Source organism: Cryptosporangium arvum DSM 44712 (genome assembly GCF_000585375.1).
GTDB classification, from domain to species: Bacteria; Actinomycetota; Actinomycetes; order Mycobacteriales; family Cryptosporangiaceae; genus Cryptosporangium; species Cryptosporangium arvum.
This window is the reverse complement of sequence record NZ_KK073874.1, coordinates 3998331-4018056: the sequence shown is the minus strand read 5'-3', so window position 1 is coordinate 4018056 and position 19726 is coordinate 3998331. Positions and strand designations below refer to the sequence as shown.

Sequence of the window (19726 nt, the reverse complement as noted above, 5' to 3'; positions counted from 1 at the left end):
GAGGTCCCGACCCGAGGGGACCCGCCGCCGTCGCTCTCAACGGGTCAGAATCGCGCGGAATCGCCACGCGGCGAGCGTGAACACCCCGGCGGCGCCACCGGCCAGGACGCCCAGCTGGGGCAGGACGTCCACGAGCGTGCCGCCGTGACGCAGCAGCGTGCCGAAGCCTTCGACGGCCCAGCCGTGCGGCGTTCCGTGCGCGACCAGCCGCATCACCGGGGAGAAGAACTCCAACGGCATCATCGCGCCGCCGAGCGCGGCCAGCCCGAGCCCGGCGAGCAGACCGACCGCGGTGGCCTGCTGGACGCTCCGCGCGAGCGTGCCCAGGAGCATTCCGGCTCCGGCCGCGAACAACGCGAACACCAGCATCAACAGCACCGACGCGACCGGATCGCCCCAGCGCACGCCGAACAACAGCGCGGAACCGGCCATGATGATCGCGCCCTGTGCGGCCGCGACGGCGAACCGGCCGAGCGCCTCTCCGGTGACGATCGTCCCGGCCGACGTCGCCGTCGTGAGCATGCGCCGGGACACGCCCAAGCGGCGGGTCTCGATCAGCGCGGCCGCACCGTTCATCGAGGTGACGAACACGAACAGCACGAGCTGCGAGCTCGCTCCGACGTCGAAGCGGCCGGTGCTCGTGCCGAACGCGGCGTCGCCCTCGGTGCGGGTCCGCACCGGGACACCCGGCACCGACCGCTGTGCTTCATCGACGCGCACGACGGCCTCGGACAACGGAACGTCCAGGGCCTGGGCCGCGCGCAGCCGGTCGGATTCGAGGCCCACCACCGCGCGGAGCGACGCCTGGGTCTGCTGACCGGCCAGCCCCGGTGGCACGATCACCCGCACGGTCACGGTTCGACCGGCGGCGACGTCCCGGTCGTAGCCGGCCGGTACGAGGACACCGGCCTCCAGCTGTCCCCGTTCCACCGCACGCACCACGGCGTCGGCGCTGTCGCCGGTCCGGACGTCCAGCCCGTCCGCGCCGCGGAGCCGCCGCTCCAGTTCCTCCGCGAGCGGCCCGGACCCGGCCACGCTCACCCCGACGCGGGGTTCGCTGGCACCGCCGTAGGCCAGTCCCAGGACGAGGATCAGCAGCAGCGGGAACACCCCGACGAAGAAGATCGTCGTCCGGTCGCGGAACATCCGGCGGAGGTTCGTCCCGGCGATCACGAGCGCTTTCACGGCGCCACCTCCCGGCGCAGACCGACGAGCGCGATCGCTCCGGTGACGACCCCGAACACCGTCAGGACTCCGGCCGACGGCAGCGCGGCCGTCGCACCGCCGCCCCCGGCGAGTTCTCCGAGCCCGCGCAGGAACCAGGCGTGCGGCGTCACCAGGCTCAGCGTCGTGACCGCACCACCCAGTTGGCCGACCGGGAAGAACACCCCACCGAGCAGGCCGAACAGGATCGCGACCACGGCCTGTCGGCTCCCGGCCTGCTCCGCGGTCCGCGCGGTCGCGACGACCGCGGCCGTGACGCCGGTGGCGGCGAGCACACCGCCGACGACCAGCAGCGCGACGCCGACCGGGTCGCCCCAGTCGGCTCCCATCAGGAGCGACGAGGCGACGACGAGCACGCCCATGCCGACGACACCGATGACGATGCTGGTCACCGCCTTGGCGGCCAGCACGGTCCAGCGGGGTACCGGCAGCGCGAGGATCCGGCGCAGCGTGCCGGCCGACCGTTCGTCGATCACCGACGACAGCCCGGCCTGAACGGTGAAGAACAGAAAGAGGATCGCCATCGCGGCGGCCATGTACGTCGTCTGATCCAGCACTTTCCTCGACGCCGGACCGCCGACCACCGTGAGCGGGGCCGCCTGCTCCGCCACGCGCGGATCGCCGCCCGCGGCGACGGTCACCCGCACCGCGTTCAGCTGTCCGGCGTACGCGTCCGCGATCGCCGTGGCGACCTGGGTGCCGGTGGGCGCATCGACGTTGCCGATCACGTCGATGCCGGCCGGGTCCCGCGTCGGGACGCGCGCACTGAACCCGGCGGGAAGGACGAACGCGGCGTCGATGTCCCCGTCCCGGGCCAGTGTCCGCGCCGCATCGGTGGTGGCCACCCGGCGCACGGTCACGACGTCGTCGTCGACGAGTGCGCCCAGGACGTCGTCGGCGAAGGCGGCGGCGACCGGTCCACCGTCGAGATCGACGACGGCGTAGCGGAACGGATCCGGATCGGACGCCTTCCCGAGCACGAGGTCGTAGACGAACGCCAGCAGCAGCGGGACGACGAACGCGAACAGGAACAGCGAGCGGTCGCGGAGACGTTCGCGTAGATCCTTACCGACGATCAGGAGTACCGGTCGCATCGTCAGTCCCGCAGCCGGCTGCCGGTCAGGTGCAGGAACACGGCCTCGAGGTCGGGCTCCTCGACCGCGACCGAACGCACCACCGCACCGGCACGCGCGGCGGCGGCCAGCAGGCCGGGCAGCGCGGTGCGCGCATCGGCGTCCAGGACGTCGAGGCCGTCCGGGCCGACCGTCACGGTGCGCGTGGTCGGGAGCTCCCGCAGCGCGTCGGCCGCGGCCGCGAGGTTGCCGGTGGCGGCCAGCCGGACACGGTCCGATTCGCCGACCAGGCCGGTCAGCTCACGGGTGGTTCCCTCCGCGACGAGCGTCCCGCGGTCGATGATGCCGACGCGGTCGCAGAGCCGTTCGGCCTCCTCCATGTAGTGCGTGGTGTAAAGCACGGCCATGCCGGCGGCGCTGAGCGCTTCGATGCTCTCCAGGATCGCGTTGCGGCTCTGCGGGTCGACGCCGACCGTCGGCTCGTCCAGAATGAGTAATTCTGGCTGGTGCAGTAGCCCGACGGCGATGTTGAGCCGCCGCTGCATACCACCGGAGTACGTCTTGACCGCCGCGCTCGCCTTCTCGGCCAGCCCGACGACGCCCAGCACGTCCTCCACCCGCGCGCGGCCGGCGGCCCGGCCGAGACCGTACAACCCGGCGAAGAAGCGCAGGTTCTCCCGCCCCGTGAGCTCCGGGTAGAGCGCGGTCTCCTGCGGGACGTAGCCGATCGCGCGCTTGGCGCGGACCGAACGGACCGTCATCGGCTGCCCGCCGACCTCGATCTCACCCCGGTCGGCCGCCAGGACGCCGGCGACCATCAGGATCGTCGTGGTCTTCCCGGCGCCGTTGGGACCCAGCAGGCCGTACGTCTCCCCCGGCGCGACCGTGAACGACAGGCCGTCCACCGCGGCCGTCCCGTCGAAGCTCTTACGCAACTCGTGGCAGCGCAGCACCGGCCGGCCGGCCGGCGCGCTCCTCGTCGTTTCCGCGACGACATCCGGCGACGTCATCCGGCGCCTCCTTCGGACCGTTTGCCCAAGGATCCCGCGCCGACCGCGCCGGGCCTAGAGTCGTTCGTCCCGCGCAGCGCCGCCCACTCCGCACGGAGACCGTCGAGGAGGGTGTCCGCGTCCGGGACCGCGTCGGTGTCGGTCTGGATCGCGACGACGAGCCGGCCGGCGTAGGACAGCGCGAGCACCGAGACCGGCACGTTGCCGGCCAGCGATCCGATCGGGATCAGCCCCAGCACCGGGGCGCCGAACACGGTGACCGGCCCGGTCGGACCGGTCAGATCACTCTCGACGACGTGCACCAGGTGCTGGTGCACGCTGAACCAGCGCGCCACCCCCACCCGCGACAGCACCGCGAGGAACGCGGTCGCCGCCGACGACGGCTGGGCGGCCTTCACCGCCGCGGTTCGGGCCGCCACGCACCGGAGCCGCTCCCCCGGGTCGCGGACACCGACCGGGAGGTCGACGAGGTACGCCCCGGTGCGGTTGCCGACATCGCCGTCGCGGCCCCGGTCGCGCAGCGACACCGCGACCGAGGCGGTGACGACGAGACGGCCGACGTCCTCACCACGTTCGACCAGCAGCGCCCGGAGGCCGCCGCTCGTCAGTCCGAGGACCAGGTCGTTGACGGTCCCGCCGTGGGCGTGAGCGACCCGTGCGGCCTCTGCGAGATCGAAACGGACGACGCCGACCCCGCGATGTGGTCCGACGGGCCGATTCAGCGACGCCGGGCGGGGACCGGGAGCACGGGCGACCATCGGCCGCAGCGCGGCGCGGATCCCGGCGGCACGAACGTGCCGCACGGACGCGAGCGCGTGCCGCGCGTTCCCGAACCCGCCCCGCGCGTTGTCGAGCACCAGCGCACCCCAACCCGGCCGCGCGACCGGTTCGCCCGCAGCGACCGGTTCGCCCGCTGCGACCGGGGTCCCTGAAGCCTCCGGCGCGACCGGAGCCTCCGGCGCGACCGGGGCACGGCCGTCGTCCGGCAGGAGGGGGCGATCCAGTAGCGAGAGCAGCAGCGCGGTCGCGGCGAGGCCGTCCGCGACCACGTGGTGGACCACGACGATCAGCCCGATCCGGTGATCCCCGAGCCCGGTCACGAACACCATCCGCCACAGCGGCCGCCGCCGGTCGAGGGGGCGCACGAGAACGCGGGCCGCCACCTCCAGCAGCGCGTCCTCGCCCGACGACGACGGCACCCCGATCCGGCCGACGTGCTTCACGACGTCGAAGCTCGCCGCGTCGACCCAGAGCGGCCGCCCGGCGAAACGGCCGGGCTCGTGCAGCACCTGCCGGAGCCGCGGCACCGCCTCGACCCCGGCCGACACTGTCCGCCGGATGGCGTCCAGCCGGAGACGCCCGGCCGAGTCGCAGAGCGCGGCCCCGTCGAGGACCGCCACCACCGTCATGTGCATCGGCACCCCGGGGGCCTCCGCCGCCAGGTTGATCACGTCGGCGGATCGCAGCCTGTCCATGGTCCCAGCGCACCACCGCCGAGCGCCGCGTCGTAGATCCGAAGGTCACGACCTCGGGACCTTCGACCCGGACACACCGCACCACACGACCCTGCCGGGGACAGGTGGGACGGATGAAGTCTCGAGGTGTCGGTACGTGATCAGAGGAGATCGCCATGACAACGACCCGGACCAGAGCGTTAGGACCACTCGAGGTGCTGGCCACGGTCCGGGTCGGCTACCCGGAACGCCCCGGACGCCGATCCCCCCGGCGCCCGGCCGCGGCGGTGAGCCGACCGTGACCACGTCCCCCGGCGGGATCTGCGGTGTCGTCAGCGGCGCGCTCTTCCTGGTCAAAGCTGGACTGGACCTCGTCGTCGGCGAGCCGCCGTCCGACCGGGCGCGACTACCGTCCTGGGTGGATTCGCACCACCTTCCGCTGGCGCTGACGAACGAGACGATGGCCCTGGGGGCCGTCCTGCTCATTCCGCTGGCCCTCGCGCTCCACCAGCGTCTCCACGGGTCGGCCAAGCCGTGGGCCGGGATCGGCTGCGCGGCGCTCGCCACCGCGGTACCGGTGATCCTGGTACTGGCCGTCGTCCAGGGGCGCCTCGTCTACCCCGTCTACGGCATCGACCTCGACGCCCCCGCGACCCTGGCGTTGACGATCTCCCTGTACTACGGCGGAGCGCACCTGGTGTCCCTGCTCGTCGGCGCCGCGCTCGTCGTGCTCGGGCTCTCGACGAGGCACCCGGCGACGTGGGCCGTCGCCGGCGTGGCGGCCGGGGCGCTGCAACTCGTCGGCGCCTATCCCTGGCTCATCGGGCCGGTGTTCACCGCGATCACCGAAGCGGCCTTCGCCGCCTGGCTGATCGTCGCCGGCGTCACTCTGACCCGTCCGGCGCCCGTCCTGCGCCCACCCGACGCGTTGTAGGCGCCCGGGCCGGGCGGGTACAAGGTCCCTACTGCCGCGGCCACCGGCGACCTAGCGTCCTGGACAGGACTCCTCGGTCCGTCACCCACCTGGAGGGCACCACCGTGAAGGCAGCGATCTTCCACGACCGCAAGACCATCACCATCGACGACGTTCCGGCGCCGGAGCTGCGGCCCGGCGCGGTCGCGATCGACGTCGCCTGGTGCGGCATCTGCGGGACGGACCTGCACGAGTACCTCGAAGGACCGATCTTCATCCCGCCCGCCGGTCATCCGCACCCGCTGACCGGCGAGGCCCAGCCCGTCACCATGGGACACGAGTTCTCCGGCACGGTCACCGCCCTCGGTGAGGGGGTCACCGGCCTCGAGGTCGGCGACAGCGTAGTGGTCGAGCCCTACGTCGTCTGCGGGGACTGTGCCCCCTGCGCCGCCGGCAACTACAACCTCTGCACCCGGATGGGCTTCATCGGCCTGGCCGGTGGAGGTGGGGGGCTGAGCGAGAAGGTCGTCGTCGACGAGCGGTGGGTCCACCCCGTCGGCGACATCCCGCTCGACCAGGCCGCGCTCATCGAACCGCTCGCGGTCGGCCATCACGCGTTCGTGCGCAGCGGCGCCCGGGCCGGGGACGTCGCCTTCGTCGGCGGTGCCGGACCGATCGGACTGCTGCTGGCCGCCGTCCTCAAGGCCGAAGGCCTGACCGTCATCATCTCGGAGCTCAGCGACGCCCGGAAGACCATGGCGCGCACCACCGGGGTCGCCGACCACGTTCTCGACCCCGCCGCCGAGGACGTCGTGGCCCGCGTCCGGGAACTCACCGGCGGAGTGGGCGCCGACGTCGCGTTCGAATGCACCAGCGTCAACGCCGTCCTCGACCAGCTGTTCGACGCGGTCAAACCGGCGGGTGTCGTCGTCAACGTGTCGATCTGGGGCGCGCCTGCCACGATCGACATGCAGAAGGTCGTCCTGAAGGAGATCGACCTCCGGGGCACGATCGCCTACGTCAACGACCACCCCGCCACGATCAAGCTCGTGCAGGACGGCAAGGTCGACCTCGCCCCGTTCATCACCGCGCGTATTCAGTTGGACGAACTGCTCGAGAAGGGCATCGACACGCTGATCAATCACAACGACACCGCGGTCAAAATCCTGGTACACCCGTAATCGGCCCCACGAACGGAGTCCCCGTGAGCGATCCCGCCGCCCTTCGAGTACTGCTCGGTTACGACGGCTCGCCGGCTGCGAACGCAGCGATCGACGCCGGTGCACGACTGTTCCCCGGGGCACACGCGACGCTGGCCTACGTCTGGACACCGCCGTTCGCCAGCGACGAGATGCGCAACCGGCTGTGGGCCGGGGCGAAGAACATCGACGCCTTCCGGGCCGCGGTCGAGCGGGAGGGCAGCCGGGAAGCCACCCGGCTGATCTCCACCGGAATCCACCTCGCGCGCGCGGCCGGCTGGGACGCCGAGGCCCGTCTCGAAGCGGCCTACGGTGGCAACGGCCTCGAACTCGCCCAGCTCGCCGAGGAACTCGACGCCGACCTGGTCGTCGTGGGCTCCCGCGGTCTGGGCGGAACCCGGGCGTTCCTCGGCAGCGTCTCGGACGTGGTCGTCCACTACGCACCCGGCCCGGCGCTCGTGATCCCGCAGCCGCTGCTCTCCGCCGAGTACGACGCGCTCACCGACGGGCCCGTCGTGGTCGGCTGGGACGGTTCCACCGGAGCCGCCGAGGCGCTCGCCGCGGCCCGGACGATCTTCCCGTCCCGTCAGTTCGTCCTGGTCTCCGTGGGCGAGGTCGACGCCGACGCTCCGGAGCTCCCCGGCGACGCCGACGTGACCACGCTCGCCCTCCCCGGCCGGATCGGACCGCAGGGCCGGGTCGTCGCCGAAGCCCTGAGCGAGGCGGCCCGCGCGGCGGGCGCCGCGGTGATCGTCGTCGGATCGCGAGGCCGGTCCACGGTGCGCGAGATGTTCCTCGGCAGCGTCGCGATGGCCACGCTGCACCATGCGCACCGGCCGGTGCTCGTGGCCGCGCACCGCACCACCGGCTGAAGCCGCACGGGTCGCCCGGGCACCGACCCGTCAGCGGGCCGCGCGCCCGGGGAGCGCGCGCGTGATCAGCAGGATGCGGATCACGCTGGCGGGGACGGCGACGATCACGGGCCAGACGAACGTGGATCCCGCCAGCGCGACGGCGGCGATCATGACCAGGTCGAGCGGGACCAGAGCAGCGGCGCCCACGTCGCCCAGCCGGGTACGGCGGTAGCCGTGGCGGCTGCTCGCGGCGATCAGCAGGCAGATCACGACGGTGACGACGGCGGCCGCGTAGCCGGCCCGCACGCCGGTGGGGATCGGCCAGGTCCAGGCCCGCGCCTCGATGAGACAGGCGGCCCAGCACGCGCCGACGAGCGGGCCGGTGGCCAGCAGAGCCCGGGCGGTCCGGCGCCCGGGCGCGTCGGCCACGAACGCGTCGACGACCTGGGCCGGAGTACCGAACTCGGCGATCGCGGCGCGCGCGGCGGCCTCGGCGTCGTCTCCGCGTTCGAGGAAATGGGTCCACGTTTCGTGCAGCCCGTCGGCCAGCTCGTCCACGGTGTCGGCGGGGAGCCGATCGGAGAGCTGGCGCAGGTACCGGCCGATCAGGGGGTGGCCGGCCACGGCTCGCGGTCCAGAACGGCGGTGACGGTGGCGGCGAACTCGCGCCAGCCGCCGCGTTCGGTGTGCAGACGCTGCTGCCCGGCGGCGGTGAGCTGGTAGGAGCGCCGCCTCCGGCCCTCGGCCCGCGACCACGAACCGGTGATCAGGCCGGCGGCTTCCAGGCGGTGCAGGGCCGGATAGATGGTGCCGGTGGGCAGGTCGAACCGGCCGTCACTGCGCTGCCGGAGCTCGTCCCTGATCGCGTACCCGTGCCGGGGTCCTTCGTCCAGCGTGGCGAGCAGCAGCACGTCGAGGTGTCCTTTGAGTACCTGCGCGTCGGCCTTCACAACTCTGAGTCTAGAGGCCGGATAGATAGCTATGCTACTGTTCCGCCAATAGGTAGCTAACCTATCTATGCGGGGTGATGGCCGTGACCGAACGGTCGGCGATCGAGGCTCACGGGCTGGTCAAACGGTTCGGCACGGTGCGGGCGCTGGACGGACTCGACGTGCACGTGCCGATCGGTGAAGTCCTGGGGCTACTCGGTCCGAACGGAGCCGGGAAGAGCACCGCGGTACGGATCTTGACGACGCTGCTACGGCCCGACGCCGGGACCGCCCGGATCCTGGGGCACGACGTGCGTGACGCCCCGGGGCAGATCCGCCGGCTGATCGGGGTCTCGGGACAGTACGTCGCCGTGGACGCCCACCTGACCGGGCGGGAGAACCTCCGCATGATCGGCCGCCTGTCCGGGCTGTCCCGAACCGACGCGAAACGGCGCGCCGACCACTTGCTGGAGACCTTCGACCTGGGGTCGGCTTCCGGCCGGACCGCCCGCACCCTCTCCGGGGGAACGCGCCGACGGTTGGACGTGGCGGCGAGCCTGGTCGCCGCACCCGCGGTGCTCTTCCTCGACGAGCCGACCACCGGCCTGGACCCACGTGGCCGGACCGAACTCTGGCGGCTGCTCGACGAACTGCGCAGCAGCGGCACGAGCCTGCTGCTGACCACGCAATACCTGGAGGAGGCCGACCGGCTCGCCACGCGGATCCTGGTTCTGCACCGGGGCCGCGCGATCGCCACCGGCAGCCCAGAGGAACTCAAACGTCAGGTCGGTGGGGACCGCCTGGAACTCCGGACGTTGCCCGGCGCGGACCCGCGGGCACTGGCCGCCGCGGTGTGCGACCTCGGTACCGGCCCGCCGGTCATCGACGCCGGCACCGAACGGGTACTCCTCCCCGTCGCCGACGGCCCCGGTGCCCTGCTCGGGGTCGCCACCCGGCTGGCCGCCGCCGATCTCCGGATCAGCGACGTCGCTCTGCGCCGTCCGACCCTCGACGAGGTCTTCTTCACCCTCACCGGCCCCGGGGGCCCGGCCGACCGGAGGCCGCAATGACGGAGGCAGCCATGACGGAGGCAGTCGTGACGGAGGCAGTCGTGACGGAGGCAGTCGTGGTCGGCCCGATGCGCGGCGCGGGGTGGCTGGCGGCGAACGTCGCCACCGTCACCGGTCGCAACCTGCGCCGCCTGGTGCGAGTGCCGACCCTGATCGCGTTCGCGACCGTGCAGCCGGTCCTTTTTGTGCTGTTGTTCACCTACGCCTGGGGCGGCGCCGTCCACCCACCCGGCGTCACCCGTTACATCGACTACGCGCTACCGGGCATCTGGGTGCTGTCACTCGCCTTCGGCGCCTCCCAGACCGGTGTCGCCGTCGCCGAGGACCTCGCCACCGGAATGATCGACCGGTTCCGGGTCCTGCCCATGGCCCGCTCCGCCGTACTGATCGGCCGCACCGTGGCCGACGCCGCCCGTAACCTGTTCGTCCTCGCGCTCATGACCGGCGTCGCCACCGCGATCGGATTCCGGTTCCACGCCGGCCCGGCCGCGGCACTCGCCGCGCTCGGTCTCGCGCTCGGCGTCGGTGTCGCCTTCTCGTGGATCTTCGCCCTGCTGGGCCTGCTCGTCCACGACCCGGAATCGGCCGGCGTCGGTGGGCTGCTCGTGGCCGTCCCGCTCGTCTTCACCAGCTCCACGTTCGTCCCGATCGCCACCTTCCCTGGTTGGCTGCGGGCCTTCGCGTCGGTCAACCCGATCACCCTCACCGTCGACGCCCTCCGGGCACTGTGCCTCGGCGGTCCCACCGCCGCCCACGCCGGTCAGGCTCTCGCCTGCGTCGGCGGGCTGCTCGCGGTCGCGGTGACCGCGGCGGTGCGGAGGTACCGGCACACCACGGCCGCGTGACCCGCGCCGGGCGGCGTCCTACGGTGCCGGTCCGGGGACGAGGCTGAAGGCCGCCTCCTCCTCCTGGGCGTTGTGCAGACGCAGGATCGCGTAGAGGCCATACAGGAGACGCTGCAGGTCGGCGAGGTTCTCGGTAGTGGTGATGGCATCGAGGGCTCGCCCCAGCCGGACGACGTACTGCTCGATCTCCGCATGGGTGCGGCTGATCGCTCCGGTGGCGTCGGCGCCGCCGAGGGTCCGGTTGAGGATCGGGACGAGGTCGGCCTCCTCGGCGTGTTCGTGGGGCAACAACTCGCGACGCAACTGCCCGAGAAGGGTCCGGACGGGTTCGACCCGGGGATCCGGCCGGGTGAGTGCGTCCGCGACGGCACGGACCTGCTCGACGAGCGGACGGATCGACTCGTGCTGCGCGTAGAGCCGCCGTGCGGTGGCGACGTCGGCCGGGCTCATCGTCGGCGTGTAGGCGCGGGCGGGTAGGAGCGGGCGGGTAGGAGCGCGGTGAGCGCGACGCCGATCGCGGTTACCCCCGACGGTTCGGGCCCCGGTCGATGCCGGGGCCCGAACCGTCAGCACTCACGAAATGGAGACGCGAGTGGCTTTGACGAACCGCACGTCGTAGTTGCACTGCCAGCGGTTCTGGCGGAGCTGCGTCGCGCTCGTCGCCGTGGGCCAGACCGTCCACGACACGACATTGTTCCCCGCGCAGAGCCGCGTGACGTTGGTGAGGTTGATCGACATGGCTCCGGCGTTCGCGTAACAGTGGGTGCCGCTGACGTCCCAGGCCTTGGCCAGGTCGGTGCGGGTGCCGCAGGCGACCTCGTTGACGGCCAGAGCGGGCGACTGCCAGCCCAGGACCGCGAGCGCCATGGCGACGATCGTCAGCGCGACGGTCGTCGGCTTCCGCATCCCGTTACGGCCCCCATGAAACTTCCGGCTCATGAATGCTCCAATCACAGTGGAAACTGACCGTGCACATTGGACTGGTCAGCTTGTTAAATCACTGTGTGTTCCGGATCGGCGGCGTCACGCCGGCTGCTACTACGAGCTAGCGCGCAAGCCGGCCAGGAGCTCGATCTGTCCCTGCAGCACACCGGTGAGGATGCCCCGGGCCACCCGGAGAAGTTCGGCGACGTCGTCGGTCGCGAGCTGGTAGTAGACGGCGGATCCTTCGCGCCGCGCGGTGACCAGGTTCGCGCGGCGCAGGACGGCGAGTTGCTGGGAGAGCGCCGCTGACTCGACACCGACCTCCGGAAGCATTTCGGAGACCGCGTGCGGCCGGATGCTGAGCAGTTCTAGGACGCGGATGCGCACGGGATGGCCGAGCGTTTTGAAGAACTCCGCTTTCAGCTGATAGAGCGGCGGGTCGGGCCGAGGTTCTCGGCGACCTTCCCCTGCGGTCTCGTCCGCGCTCCGGCTCGGCACTCTCGTCCCATCCTGCTCTCGGCCCCGACGAGGCCCGCGACGGTGTCTGATCACTTCTAGAGTTGCAGATTTCGGCGTCTCCTGACGAGCAGCCCCTCAGCGGTGGTCGCGATCGTCGGCCGACACGAGCCCGTCCTGCTCGAGGAGCCGGCGGGCCGCGGCGATCGCCTCGGGGGTGGTGCGATGGTCGTGACCGTCCGGGCCCAGCAGGTCCAGCGCTCCGACGGAGTCCAGTACCTGCCGCTGGGCCGGTCGGATTCCGGAGGCCAGCACGGTGATGCCTCGCCGGTTCAGCTTCTCGACCGCATCCTTCAGGACGAGTGCGCCGGTCGCGTCCATGGTGCTGACCCGCGAGAGCCGCAGGACCACGACGCGGACGTCGGACACCTCCGACAGTTCGAGCAGGAACCGGTGGGCGACGGCGAAGAACACCGGCCCGTCGATGCGGTACGCGACGATGTGTTCGGCCAGCAGCGCGTGTTCCTCGTCGCTGTGTTCGCCGAGCAGATCGGGCCGGAAGTCGACCTGGTCGATCCGGGCCTGCCGGGCCACCGCGCGCAGGGCCAGCGCCCCGGCCACCACGAGTCCGACGATCACCGCGGACACCAGATCGAGCACCAGCGTCGCGGTGGCGGTCAGCACCAGGACGAGCGCGTCGGAACGGGTCGCGCGGGCCATGGCCCGCAGCGAACCGACCTCCACCATCCGGATCGCCGTCGCCAGCAGCACCCCGGCCAGCGCGGCCAGCGGAATGCGGGAGACCAGTGGAGCGGCGGCGAACACGATCACCCCGAGGACAGCGGCGTGCGTCAGCGCCGCCAACCGGGACGACGCACCGGTACGGACGTTGACCGCGGTGCGGGCGATCGCGGCGGTAGCCGGCACCCCGCCGAACAACGGCACCACCAGGTTCGCCACACCCTGGCCGAACAGTTCGCGGTCCGGGTCGTGTTTCTGGCCCACGGTCATACCGTCGGCGACGGTCGCCGACAGCAGCGACTCCAACGCGGCCAGCGCCGCCACCGCGACCGCCGACGCGAACAGGTCGTCGACCATCGACGCGTCGAGGAAGCTCAACGACGGCGCGGGCAATCCGGTCGGTAAGGCTCCGATCCGCGTTGCGTCACGCAGCGAGAAGACGTCCACGACGATCGTCGACGCGGCGACGGCGACGATCGAGAACGGAATGGTCGGCCACCACCGAGCCCCGGCCACTATCGCCGCCGCGACCCCGGCCGACAGCGCGAGCGCCGTCCAGTCCGGCGCGTCGGCGAACGTGAGCACGGATCGCCACGCGATCGTCAGCGCCTTCTCGCCGTCCGGCTTCTCCACCCCCAGCGCGTTCGGGACCTGCTGCAAACCGATCACGCAGGCGATCCCGAGCGTGAAGCCCTCCACCACCGGCGCGGGGACGTACGCCATGTACCGGCCGGTCTTCAGCAGCGCGAGGCCGATCAGCAGCGCCCCGGCCATCAACCCGACCAGCAGCACGCCGCTCGGTCCGAAGCGGGCGACGATCGGGACCAGGACCACGGTCATCGCGCCGGTCGGACCCGACACCTGCAGGTTCGAGCCACCGAGGAGCGCCGCCAGGCTCCCGGCGATCACCGCCGTCACCATCCCGGCCTCCGCACCCAACCCCGACGACACTCCGAAACCGAGAGCCAGCGGCAGCGCGACGACCGCCACCGTCACCCCGGCCAGCAGGTCGCGGCCGGGGTTGCGGGTCATCAGCCGGAAGTCGGCGCCGACCGGCAGGACGGCTCGTACACCGCGGGCGCACCGCACCAGGGCCGGATTCACCGTGCTGCCCTCGCGACCCGCACCGATGTCCTCCGCTCCGACGCACCGGGATCGCCGGGACGGCACTTGCAGGATTAGTGATTTAAGAAAATAGCAAATTGCAAATATATGCAACTCGGCACTGATCCGCCGCTGCCGGGTGTGGTCCGGAACGTCGGGCGCCGGGAGAGGCTACGTGTCCTCGCCGTCGCTACCCCGGACCACGACCACCGGGCAGGCCGCGTGGTGCACGCAGTACTGGCCGATCGAACCGAGTAGCGCTTCGGTGAACCCCGCGTGACCCCGGTTGCCGACCACCAGCAGCTGCGCGCCGCGCGCCGCGTCGACGAGGACCCGGGTCGCCGCGCCCTCGATCACGCGCGGATGGATGGGCACGTCCCCCGCGTCGGCCGCGGTCTTGTCGATCACGTCGGCGAGGGCGGACCGCGCGGCACCTTCGACGTCGAAGTCGCCGGGCGGCGGCATGTAGCCGAAGACGACGACGGGGTGCCACGCGATCACCGCGTCGATCTGCGCGCCGGTCAGCCGCGCCTGCCGAACCGCCCAGGCCAACGCTTGCTTCGACGGGTCCGACCCGTCGATGCCGACGACGATCCGGCCTTCGTTCTCGTTCATGAGTCGTGTCTCCTCGGTTGGCGGTGATCGGGGAGCTGCGGTCGGAGTCCGTGTCGTCCGCTCCGCGTGACGCCGACGGCGAAGTACGCCGCCGGGATCACACCGGCGGAGTTGATCAGCGCCGCCGACGCCCACGCCCACGTGGGTCCCCGCACCTGCTCCCCCGGCCGGCGACGCAGGTCCACCAGCATCGCGACCTTGAGTGCGGTGTCCAGCGCGGTCCCGGCCACCACGAACCGGCGCTCCCCCACGGTGAGGTCACGCCAGCGGCGGTGGTGTCCCCAGGTCTCCGGCCGCCGTGGCTCAGCGATGACGCTCGTCATGGCCAACGCTCCCCGCCGAGCACCGTGAGTTCGAACACCGGGTGCCGACCCGCCTCGGCCACGAACTCCTCGACCGGCGCGTCCGTCCGCGCCCGGAAATACGGACGAGTCGGCCGGGCCAGCCGCACGTACTGCTTGAGCACCGGTCCGGCCTCGGCCGGCGGCACTTCGCGCACCGTGCACTCCACTTCGCGCCCGCGCCGGGCGATGCCCACCCGACCGGCGGCACGGGTGTTCAGCACCCAGGACACCGGGCCGTAGGGCGCGACCAGGTAGCGGCGCCCGTGGGCCTCGACCAGGGTCACCGGAGTCGTGCGGAACTGCCCGGTCTTCCGTCCCCGCGTGGTCAGGAGATAGGAGTGCGGGACGAGCCCCAGCCGGATCAGCGGCCCCATCAGCGAATCGCCGGCCCGACGTGCCCGGGTCATCCGGAACACCGGAGGCCTCTCGGTTGTCATGATCATCACCACTTCTCTGCTTCGACGCTAGGTCGGACGGCAGTGGCACGACAGGGTCGAACGTCCCGGCTGAGCTCCCGGGCGGATCAGCGACGGGTGGCGTGCTCGTCCTCCCGGTTTCCCGCTGTCGGGCCACCGCGGGCGACCTCCAGTGCGCCAGCGACGCCGGCAGTCCGATCACGACGATCAGCCGGCACGACAGCAGCCGGTACGTCAGTACCGCCGCGGTCGCCGCGGCGGCCGTCGAGCCGCCGGTGACGAGCGCGGCCAGCGTCGCGGCCGCGTGCAGGGCGGCCTCGACGGCGTCGCGGGCACGATCACGCCAGGACGGCCGGGGCACCCGGGGCGGGCCGGTCAGGTGGCTCAGGTGGGCGTCGGCCCATCTCACCCCGAACCAGACACCGGTCACCACGGCCAGTACGACGATCGCCACCAGACCCTGGCCGACCGCCGACCCCCGTGCCTCGGCCACGACCAGCGTGGCGACCGACTGCAGGCCGGTCAGGACCACGAGCGCCGCCGCTGCTCACACCGGCTCGGTGGAACTGCCGCACGGCGTACGCGCTCGACACCACACCACCGCCCGGGAGCGTGACCGACATCGCGGTCCGCGCGAACGTCAGGTCAGCCGTTCGCAGCACCGACATCCGCCCACCCAGGACGCGGAGCAAGCCACGTACGCGCCGAGCGACGCCAGCCTGAGCGACGAGCGCCAGGAGCGCCCGTCCGGGCTCCAGGGAACGCACGTCGCCGGCGACGGAAGCGACCGGCGGAAAACGACGAACGCCGCTCTGAGGAGAACAGCCGTCCAGGCCCGGCGCCGCGCCGTTCTCATCGTCCCCTCCGGCGGGCGGGGCCGCCGGAGGGGAAGGGCACCGTTCCGTCCGGCGGCGGCCGGTCACGAGCGCACGATCACGACCGGGCAGTGCGCGTGGCGCGCCACGGTCTCACCGACCGATCCCAGCAGCAGCGCGCGGAATCCCCCGCTTCCGCGGGCACCCACCACCAGCATCTCGGCGCCCGCGGCGGCGTCCAGCAACGCCCGCGCCGGCCGGTGGTGCGCGATCACGGTGCGCACCTCGACGTCGGGGTACTTCTCCGCCCAGCCGGCGAGCCCTTCGCTGACCAGCCGTTGCTGCTCGAGCAGGTGGTGGGCCGGCAGCGGGGCCGGTTCCACGATCGCCGGGTCGTCGGAGGGCCAGTACCACGACCGCACGGCCGTCAGTTTCCGGCCGCGCAGGGACGCCTCGGTGAACGCGTACTCGATCGCCGCCTGGCACTGGTCGCTGCCGTCGACTCCCAGCACGACGCCGGGACCGTCGCCGGCCGCGGGCGCCGGGTGCTCGGGCACGATCGCCACCGGGCAGCCGGCGTAGATCGCCACCTGCGTCGCGACCGACCCCACCACCAGCTGCGGAAACCCGCCGGTCCCGCGGCGGCCGACGACCAGCAGGGCCGAGTGCTCGGCGCGGTCGAGGAGAACACTCGCCGGTCCACCGTCCACGACCTCGGTCGTGACGCGGGTCGCCGGAGCCGTCACCGCGGCGTGCCGAGCGGCGTCCGTGACGATCAGCCGCCCGGCCTCCTGGCCGTCCCGGCTCTCCGGCGGGCCCCAGGCCGGCCACATCGCGTAGGTGTAGGCCGGCCAGCTGTTGACGTAGACCAGCCGCATCGAACGTCCACGCCGACCGGCGTCGTCCGCCGCCCAGGCCACAGCGTCCAGACTGGCCGGAGAGCCGTCGACGCCGACGGTGACCGGGGCTCCCGCTGCGTACGTCATGGCGTGCGCACCTCCCTCGGATGTTCTCGTGTCTTCGACGCTAGAACGCCGGATGACGAGCGGAAACGGCCGAAGGTCCCGACCTGTGGGGCCTCCGCCTCTCCCCGCTCCGGGCGGTCTCACGCAGGCTGGAAGCGACCTGGGAGGTCACCATGAGCGATCCCGTGCTCCTGCCCGTCGAGCGGCCGGGCCGCTGCGGACCGCGCACGATCGGCGCGTACGTCAGCGACGGCGCGTCGGTCCGCTACCAGCCGGCGGTGGACGTCGAACGGCTCGTTCTCGGCGTCGTCGCGGTGGCCGGCGCGGCCGCGGTGCTCGGCAGCGCGCTGCACCGCACCCCCGCGGTCGGGCCGGTGTCGATGGGACCCGGTGGCTGGCTCAGCGTCCGTGGAGCCCGCGCACCCCGGGCTCGCGCCACCGACCCGGGTTCACGACCGTGGTGGGCGCACGCTCTACGCGCCCGCCGGCTGCGCTGAGCTCCGCCCGGCCGGTGAACTCCGGCCGGTGAGCGCGGTCAGCAAGTCCAGAGCGGTCACCACACCGAGTCCCCGGCCGTCCGCCGTCACCACCGGCGCGGTGGCCCGCTGATCCGTGATCAGCGTCCGCACCGCGTCCCGGACCGACGTCGTCGCGGTGATGCGGCAGGTCCGTACGCCCCGCAACGCGTCCCCAGCGGTGGGCTCGGCGGACAGCGGTGGCCGGACCGGCCACCGCTCCGACACCTCTCGCAGGCCGAGCAGGCCGACGACGTGGGCGGCCCCGTCGACGACCAGGGCGACCTCCCCGTGGGCCCGCATCCGGTTCCACGCCACCGTGATCGGCTCGTTCTCCCCCAGCACCACGCACGGGCGCATCACGGTCGTCACCGGCAGGTCCGCCCCGTACTCCTCGGACGTCGGCTGCAGCGGATCCTCGTCGGGCCAGAACATCGACGTCCCGGAGCTCATCACGGAACCTCCCTCGGCATCGCGACCGACCCCACCCCGCGCGGACATCAGAACCGCGCGGCCACGTACTCGGCCAGGTCGACCAGGCGGGCGGAGTAACCCCACTCGTTGTCGTACCAGCCGAACACCTTCACGAGGGGGCCGTCGGCCTGCGTGAGCGGTGCGTCGAAGACACAGGACGCCGGGTCACCGACGATGTCGCGCGACACGATCGGCGCCGTGCTGTAGCGCAGGTAGCCGTTCAACCGGCCGACGGCGGCGTCCGCGAACGCCCGGTTGACCTCGTCGGCCGTCACGTCCCGGCGCAGCTGGACCGTGAGGTCGGTCAGCGAGCCGTCCTCGATCGGCACCCGCACCGCGACGCCACCGAGCTTGCCGGCCAGCTCCGGGACGACCAGGCCGACGGCCTTGGCGGCGCCGGTGCTGGTCGGGATCATGCTGCTCGCGGCCGACCGGGCCCGCCGCAGGTCCTTGTGCGGGGCGTCCAGCAGCGACTGGTCGTTCGTGTAGGCGTGGATCGTCGTCATCAACCCGCGTTCGACGCCGAAGGCGTCGTTGAGCACCTTGGCCATCGGCGCGACGCAGTTGGTCGTGCAGGACGCGTTGGAGACGACGTCGTGACGCCCCGGGTCGTAGGTCTCCTCGTTGACGCCGAGTACCACGGTGGCGTCGGCGTTCTTCCCCGGGGCGCTGATCAGCACCTTCTTCGGGCCCGACTTGAGGTGCACCGCCGCGTCGTCGCGGGCGCGGAAGCGACCGGTCGACTCGATGACGAGGTCGACGCCGTACGCGCCCCAATCCAGTGCGGCCGGGTCGCGTTCGGCGGTGACCGCGAAGCGGGAGTCGCCGACCGCGATACCGTCATCGGTCACCACCGCTTCGGTGTCCAGCCGGCCGAACGTCGAGTCGTACGTCAGCAGGTGGGCGAGCGTCGCCGGTGCGGTCAGGTCGTTGACCGCGACGACGTCCAGGCCTCGCGCCCGGGCGATGCGGTAGAAGCAGCGTCCCACGCGGCCGAAGCCGTTGATTCCGATGCGGACGGACATGGTTTCCTCCTCGAACGGGGTGAGATGGGTCGTCAGGTGACGATCAAGCCGCTGGACGCGAACGCCCGGCGTGCGTGCTCTAGCTGTTCACCGGTCGGCTCCGGCACGCCGTCCAGCCGGTAGGGAACGCCGAGCTCGGCGTACTTCGCCACGCCGAAGCGGTGGTAGGCCAGGACGTCGACCCGTTCGACGTTCGGCAGCGTCGCCACGTAGTCGGCCAGGCCGTCCACGTTCTCCGCCGCGTCGGTGAGCCCGGGCACCAGCACGAACCGGATCCAGGTCGGCCGGCCGAGCCTGGCCAGCCGCTCGGCGAACGCGAGTGTCGGCACCAGCTCGCGCCCGGTCACCTTCCGGTACGTCGCCGGGTCCCAGGACTTGAGGTCCAGCAGTACCAGTCCGACGTCGGCCAGCATCTCGTCCGGGGCCCGGACGCCGAGGAAGCCCGACGTGTCCAGCGCGGTGTGGATTCCCTCGGCCGCGCAGGCCGCGAGCACCTCGCCGGTGAACTGCGCCTGCATCAGCGGTTCCCCGCCGGTGATCGTGACGCCGCCGCCGGTGACGTCGAACAGGCGACGGTAGCGGCGCACCTTCGCCATCACGTCCTCCACGGTGGTCGGGACACCGTTGCGCCGGTGCCAGGTGTCGGGGTTCTCGCAGTACTGGCAGCGCAGCGGGCACCCCGCGGTGAACAGCACCAGCCGGGTGCCGGGTCCGTCGACGCCGATCGAGAGGTCCCAGGAGTGAACCGAGCCGATGGTCAC

The 19726-nt window shown here is 72.3% G+C and carries 24 protein-coding genes; 7 read left to right on the top strand and 17 right to left on the bottom strand.

The window, feature by feature from the left end:
• Window positions 1-36: 36 nt before the first annotated feature.
• Genes CRYAR_RS17945 through CRYAR_RS17930 form a run of 4 tightly spaced genes read right to left on the bottom strand, consistent with a single transcriptional unit; the run spans window position 37 to window position 4782 of the window.
• A complete protein-coding gene (locus CRYAR_RS17945) occupies window positions 37-1185 on the bottom strand; it encodes an ABC transporter permease (protein ID WP_035852304.1) in 1149 nt (382 codons plus the stop codon).
• Window positions 1182-2318 carry an ABC transporter permease gene (locus CRYAR_RS17940; RefSeq protein WP_035852302.1) on the bottom strand — a complete coding sequence of 379 codons (1137 nt, stop codon included), beginning with the start codon at window positions 2316-2318 and terminating at the stop codon, window positions 1182-1184. Before CRYAR_RS17940 ends, CRYAR_RS17945 begins: the two co-directional genes overlap by 4 nt.
• A gap of 2 nt (window positions 2319-2320) precedes the next feature.
• Window positions 2321-3307 carry an ABC transporter ATP-binding protein gene (locus tag CRYAR_RS17935; protein WP_035852298.1) on the bottom strand — a complete coding sequence of 329 codons (987 nt, stop codon included), beginning with the start codon at window positions 3305-3307 and terminating at the stop codon, window positions 2321-2323.
• Window positions 3304-4782, bottom strand: coding sequence for a wax ester/triacylglycerol synthase domain-containing protein (locus CRYAR_RS17930; RefSeq protein ID WP_051570540.1), 1479 nt, complete (start codon window positions 4780-4782; stop codon window positions 3304-3306). The genes CRYAR_RS17935 and CRYAR_RS17930 overlap by 4 nt, the downstream gene beginning before the upstream one ends.
• 155 nt (window positions 4783-4937) lie before the next feature.
• Here CRYAR_RS17930 and CRYAR_RS50235 point away from each other — a divergent pair, with 155 nt between their 5' ends.
• The 4 genes from CRYAR_RS50235 (at window position 4938) to CRYAR_RS17915 (ending at window position 7745) form a co-directional block, all read left to right on the top strand.
• The gene (locus tag CRYAR_RS50235) at window positions 4938-5063 is read left to right on the top strand and encodes a hypothetical protein (RefSeq protein ID WP_281174603.1); all 126 of its coding nucleotides are present in this window, start codon (window positions 4938-4940) and stop codon (window positions 5061-5063) included.
• Window positions 5060-5695 (top strand): hypothetical protein, encoded by a 636-nt coding sequence (locus CRYAR_RS17925; protein WP_035852295.1) that lies wholly within the window; start codon window positions 5060-5062, stop codon window positions 5693-5695. The genes CRYAR_RS50235 and CRYAR_RS17925 overlap by 4 nt, the downstream gene beginning before the upstream one ends.
• A gap of 104 nt (window positions 5696-5799) precedes the next feature.
• Window positions 5800-6855, top strand: a complete 1056-nt coding sequence (locus CRYAR_RS17920) for a 2,3-butanediol dehydrogenase (protein WP_035852289.1) — start codon at window positions 5800-5802, stop codon at window positions 6853-6855.
• Between the two features lie 23 nt (window positions 6856-6878).
• Entirely contained in the window at window positions 6879-7745 is an 867-nt protein-coding gene (locus CRYAR_RS17915; protein WP_035852284.1) for a universal stress protein, read from the top strand.
• Between the two features lie 30 nt (window positions 7746-7775).
• Here CRYAR_RS17915 and CRYAR_RS17910 read toward each other — a convergent pair whose 3' ends face one another.
• Window positions 7776-8351: an HAAS signaling domain-containing protein gene (locus tag CRYAR_RS17910; protein WP_035852281.1), complete on the bottom strand. Its 576-nt coding sequence runs from the start codon at window positions 8349-8351 to the stop codon at window positions 7776-7778.
• The gene (locus tag CRYAR_RS17905; protein ID WP_035852278.1) at window positions 8333-8677 is read right to left on the bottom strand and encodes a PadR family transcriptional regulator; all 345 of its coding nucleotides are present in this window, start codon (window positions 8675-8677) and stop codon (window positions 8333-8335) included. Before CRYAR_RS17905 ends, CRYAR_RS17910 begins: the two co-directional genes overlap by 19 nt.
• Window positions 8678-8754: 77 nt before the next feature.
• Here CRYAR_RS17905 and CRYAR_RS17900 point away from each other — a divergent pair, with 77 nt between their 5' ends.
• Together CRYAR_RS17900 and CRYAR_RS17895 are read left to right on the top strand one after the other, a co-directional pair.
• Window positions 8755-9726, top strand: coding sequence for a daunorubicin resistance protein DrrA family ABC transporter ATP-binding protein (locus CRYAR_RS17900; RefSeq protein WP_035864411.1), 972 nt, complete (start codon window positions 8755-8757; stop codon window positions 9724-9726).
• A gap of 41 nt (window positions 9727-9767) precedes the next feature.
• The gene (locus CRYAR_RS17895) at window positions 9768-10571 is read left to right on the top strand and encodes an ABC transporter permease (RefSeq protein ID WP_211247513.1); all 804 of its coding nucleotides are present in this window, start codon (window positions 9768-9770) and stop codon (window positions 10569-10571) included.
• An 18-nt stretch (window positions 10572-10589) separates the two neighbouring features.
• Here the strand turns inward: CRYAR_RS17895 and CRYAR_RS17890 are convergent, their stop codons facing one another.
• From CRYAR_RS17890 to CRYAR_RS17855, 8 genes are all read right to left on the bottom strand, one after another.
• Complete coding sequence (locus CRYAR_RS17890) at window positions 10590-11021, bottom strand: hemerythrin domain-containing protein (RefSeq protein WP_035852276.1); 432 nt, start codon at window positions 11019-11021, stop codon at window positions 10590-10592.
• Between the two features lie 123 nt (window positions 11022-11144).
• Window positions 11145-11477, bottom strand: coding sequence for a beta/gamma crystallin domain-containing protein (locus tag CRYAR_RS17885; protein ID WP_035852273.1), 333 nt, complete (start codon window positions 11475-11477; stop codon window positions 11145-11147).
• Between the two features lie 132 nt (window positions 11478-11609).
• Window positions 11610-11918 (bottom strand): metalloregulator ArsR/SmtB family transcription factor, encoded by a 309-nt coding sequence (locus CRYAR_RS17880; protein WP_035864384.1) that lies wholly within the window; start codon window positions 11916-11918, stop codon window positions 11610-11612.
• Window positions 11919-12089: 171 nt separating this feature from the next.
• Window positions 12090-13724, bottom strand: a complete 1635-nt coding sequence (locus CRYAR_RS17875) for a SulP family inorganic anion transporter (RefSeq protein WP_084701928.1) — start codon at window positions 13722-13724, stop codon at window positions 12090-12092.
• A gap of 243 nt (window positions 13725-13967) precedes the next feature.
• The gene (locus CRYAR_RS17870; protein WP_035852268.1) at window positions 13968-14411 is read right to left on the bottom strand and encodes a universal stress protein; all 444 of its coding nucleotides are present in this window, start codon (window positions 14409-14411) and stop codon (window positions 13968-13970) included.
• Window positions 14408-14734 carry a hypothetical protein gene (locus tag CRYAR_RS17865; protein ID WP_063725728.1) on the bottom strand — a complete coding sequence of 109 codons (327 nt, stop codon included), beginning with the start codon at window positions 14732-14734 and terminating at the stop codon, window positions 14408-14410. The genes CRYAR_RS17870 and CRYAR_RS17865 overlap by 4 nt, the downstream gene beginning before the upstream one ends.
• Window positions 14731-15192 carry a nitroreductase family deazaflavin-dependent oxidoreductase gene (locus tag CRYAR_RS17860; RefSeq protein WP_035864361.1) on the bottom strand — a complete coding sequence of 154 codons (462 nt, stop codon included), beginning with the start codon at window positions 15190-15192 and terminating at the stop codon, window positions 14731-14733. Before CRYAR_RS17860 ends, CRYAR_RS17865 begins: the two co-directional genes overlap by 4 nt.
• Before the next feature lie 898 nt (window positions 15193-16090).
• Entirely contained in the window at window positions 16091-16972 is an 882-nt protein-coding gene (locus tag CRYAR_RS17855) for a universal stress protein (RefSeq protein ID WP_035852267.1), read from the bottom strand.
• A gap of 152 nt (window positions 16973-17124) precedes the next feature.
• On the opposite strand from CRYAR_RS17855, the gene CRYAR_RS17850 reads away from it, so the two are divergent.
• Window positions 17125-17448 (top strand): hypothetical protein, encoded by a 324-nt coding sequence (locus CRYAR_RS17850; protein WP_051570538.1) that lies wholly within the window; start codon window positions 17125-17127, stop codon window positions 17446-17448.
• On the opposite strand, the gene CRYAR_RS17845 is transcribed toward CRYAR_RS17850, so the two are convergent.
• From CRYAR_RS17845 to pflA, 3 genes are read right to left on the bottom strand one after another with little or no spacing between them, the layout of a single operon-like run.
• Entirely contained in the window at window positions 17425-17919 is a 495-nt protein-coding gene (locus CRYAR_RS17845) for a CBS domain-containing protein (RefSeq protein ID WP_169745053.1), read from the bottom strand. The genes CRYAR_RS17850 and CRYAR_RS17845 overlap by 24 nt on opposite strands.
• 47 nt (window positions 17920-17966) lie before the next feature.
• Window positions 17967-18965 carry a type I glyceraldehyde-3-phosphate dehydrogenase gene (gene gap / locus CRYAR_RS17840; protein ID WP_035852265.1) on the bottom strand — a complete coding sequence of 333 codons (999 nt, stop codon included), beginning with the start codon at window positions 18963-18965 and terminating at the stop codon, window positions 17967-17969.
• Window positions 18966-18997: 32 nt separating this feature from the next.
• Complete coding sequence (gene pflA, locus CRYAR_RS17835) at window positions 18998-19726, bottom strand: pyruvate formate-lyase-activating protein (RefSeq protein WP_035852263.1); 729 nt, start codon at window positions 19724-19726, stop codon at window positions 18998-19000.

Bases quoted from the DNA above. Each gene is read 5' to 3' on its own strand.
- CRYAR_RS17940 (WP_035852302.1), bottom strand. From the start codon at position 2,318: ATGCGACCGGTACTCCTGATCGTCGGTAAGGATCTACGCGAACGTCTC.
- CRYAR_RS50235 (WP_281174603.1), top strand. From the start codon at position 4,938: ATGACAACGACCCGGACCAGAGCGTTAGGACCACTCGAGGTGCTGGCC.
- CRYAR_RS17870 (WP_035852268.1), bottom strand. From the start codon at position 14,411: ATGAACGAGAACGAAGGCCGGATCGTCGTCGGCATCGACGGGTCGGAC.
- CRYAR_RS17885 (WP_035852273.1), bottom strand. From the start codon at position 11,477: ATGCGGAAGCCGACGACCGTCGCGCTGACGATCGTCGCCATGGCGCTC.
- CRYAR_RS17935 (WP_035852298.1), bottom strand. From the start codon at position 3,307: ATGACGTCGCCGGATGTCGTCGCGGAAACGACGAGGAGCGCGCCGGCC.
- CRYAR_RS17875 (WP_084701928.1), bottom strand. From the start codon at position 13,724: ATGACCCGCAACCCCGGCCGCGACCTGCTGGCCGGGGTGACGGTGGCG.
- CRYAR_RS17865 (WP_063725728.1), bottom strand. From the start codon at position 14,734: ATGACGAGCGTCATCGCTGAGCCACGGCGGCCGGAGACCTGGGGACAC.
- CRYAR_RS17900 (WP_035864411.1), top strand. From the start codon at position 8,755: ATGGCCGTGACCGAACGGTCGGCGATCGAGGCTCACGGGCTGGTCAAA.
- CRYAR_RS17890 (WP_035852276.1), bottom strand. From the start codon at position 11,021: ATGAGCCCGGCCGACGTCGCCACCGCACGGCGGCTCTACGCGCAGCAC.
- CRYAR_RS17930 (WP_051570540.1), bottom strand. From the start codon at position 4,782: ATGGACAGGCTGCGATCCGCCGACGTGATCAACCTGGCGGCGGAGGCC.
- CRYAR_RS17845 (WP_169745053.1), bottom strand. From the start codon at position 17,919: ATGAGCTCCGGGACGTCGATGTTCTGGCCCGACGAGGATCCGCTGCAG.
- CRYAR_RS17860 (WP_035864361.1), bottom strand. From the start codon at position 15,192: ATGACAACCGAGAGGCCTCCGGTGTTCCGGATGACCCGGGCACGTCGG.
- CRYAR_RS17855 (WP_035852267.1), bottom strand. From the start codon at position 16,972: ATGACGTACGCAGCGGGAGCCCCGGTCACCGTCGGCGTCGACGGCTCT.
- gap (WP_035852265.1), bottom strand. From the start codon at position 18,965: ATGTCCGTCCGCATCGGAATCAACGGCTTCGGCCGCGTGGGACGCTGC.
- CRYAR_RS17850 (WP_051570538.1), top strand. From the start codon at position 17,125: ATGAGCGATCCCGTGCTCCTGCCCGTCGAGCGGCCGGGCCGCTGCGGA.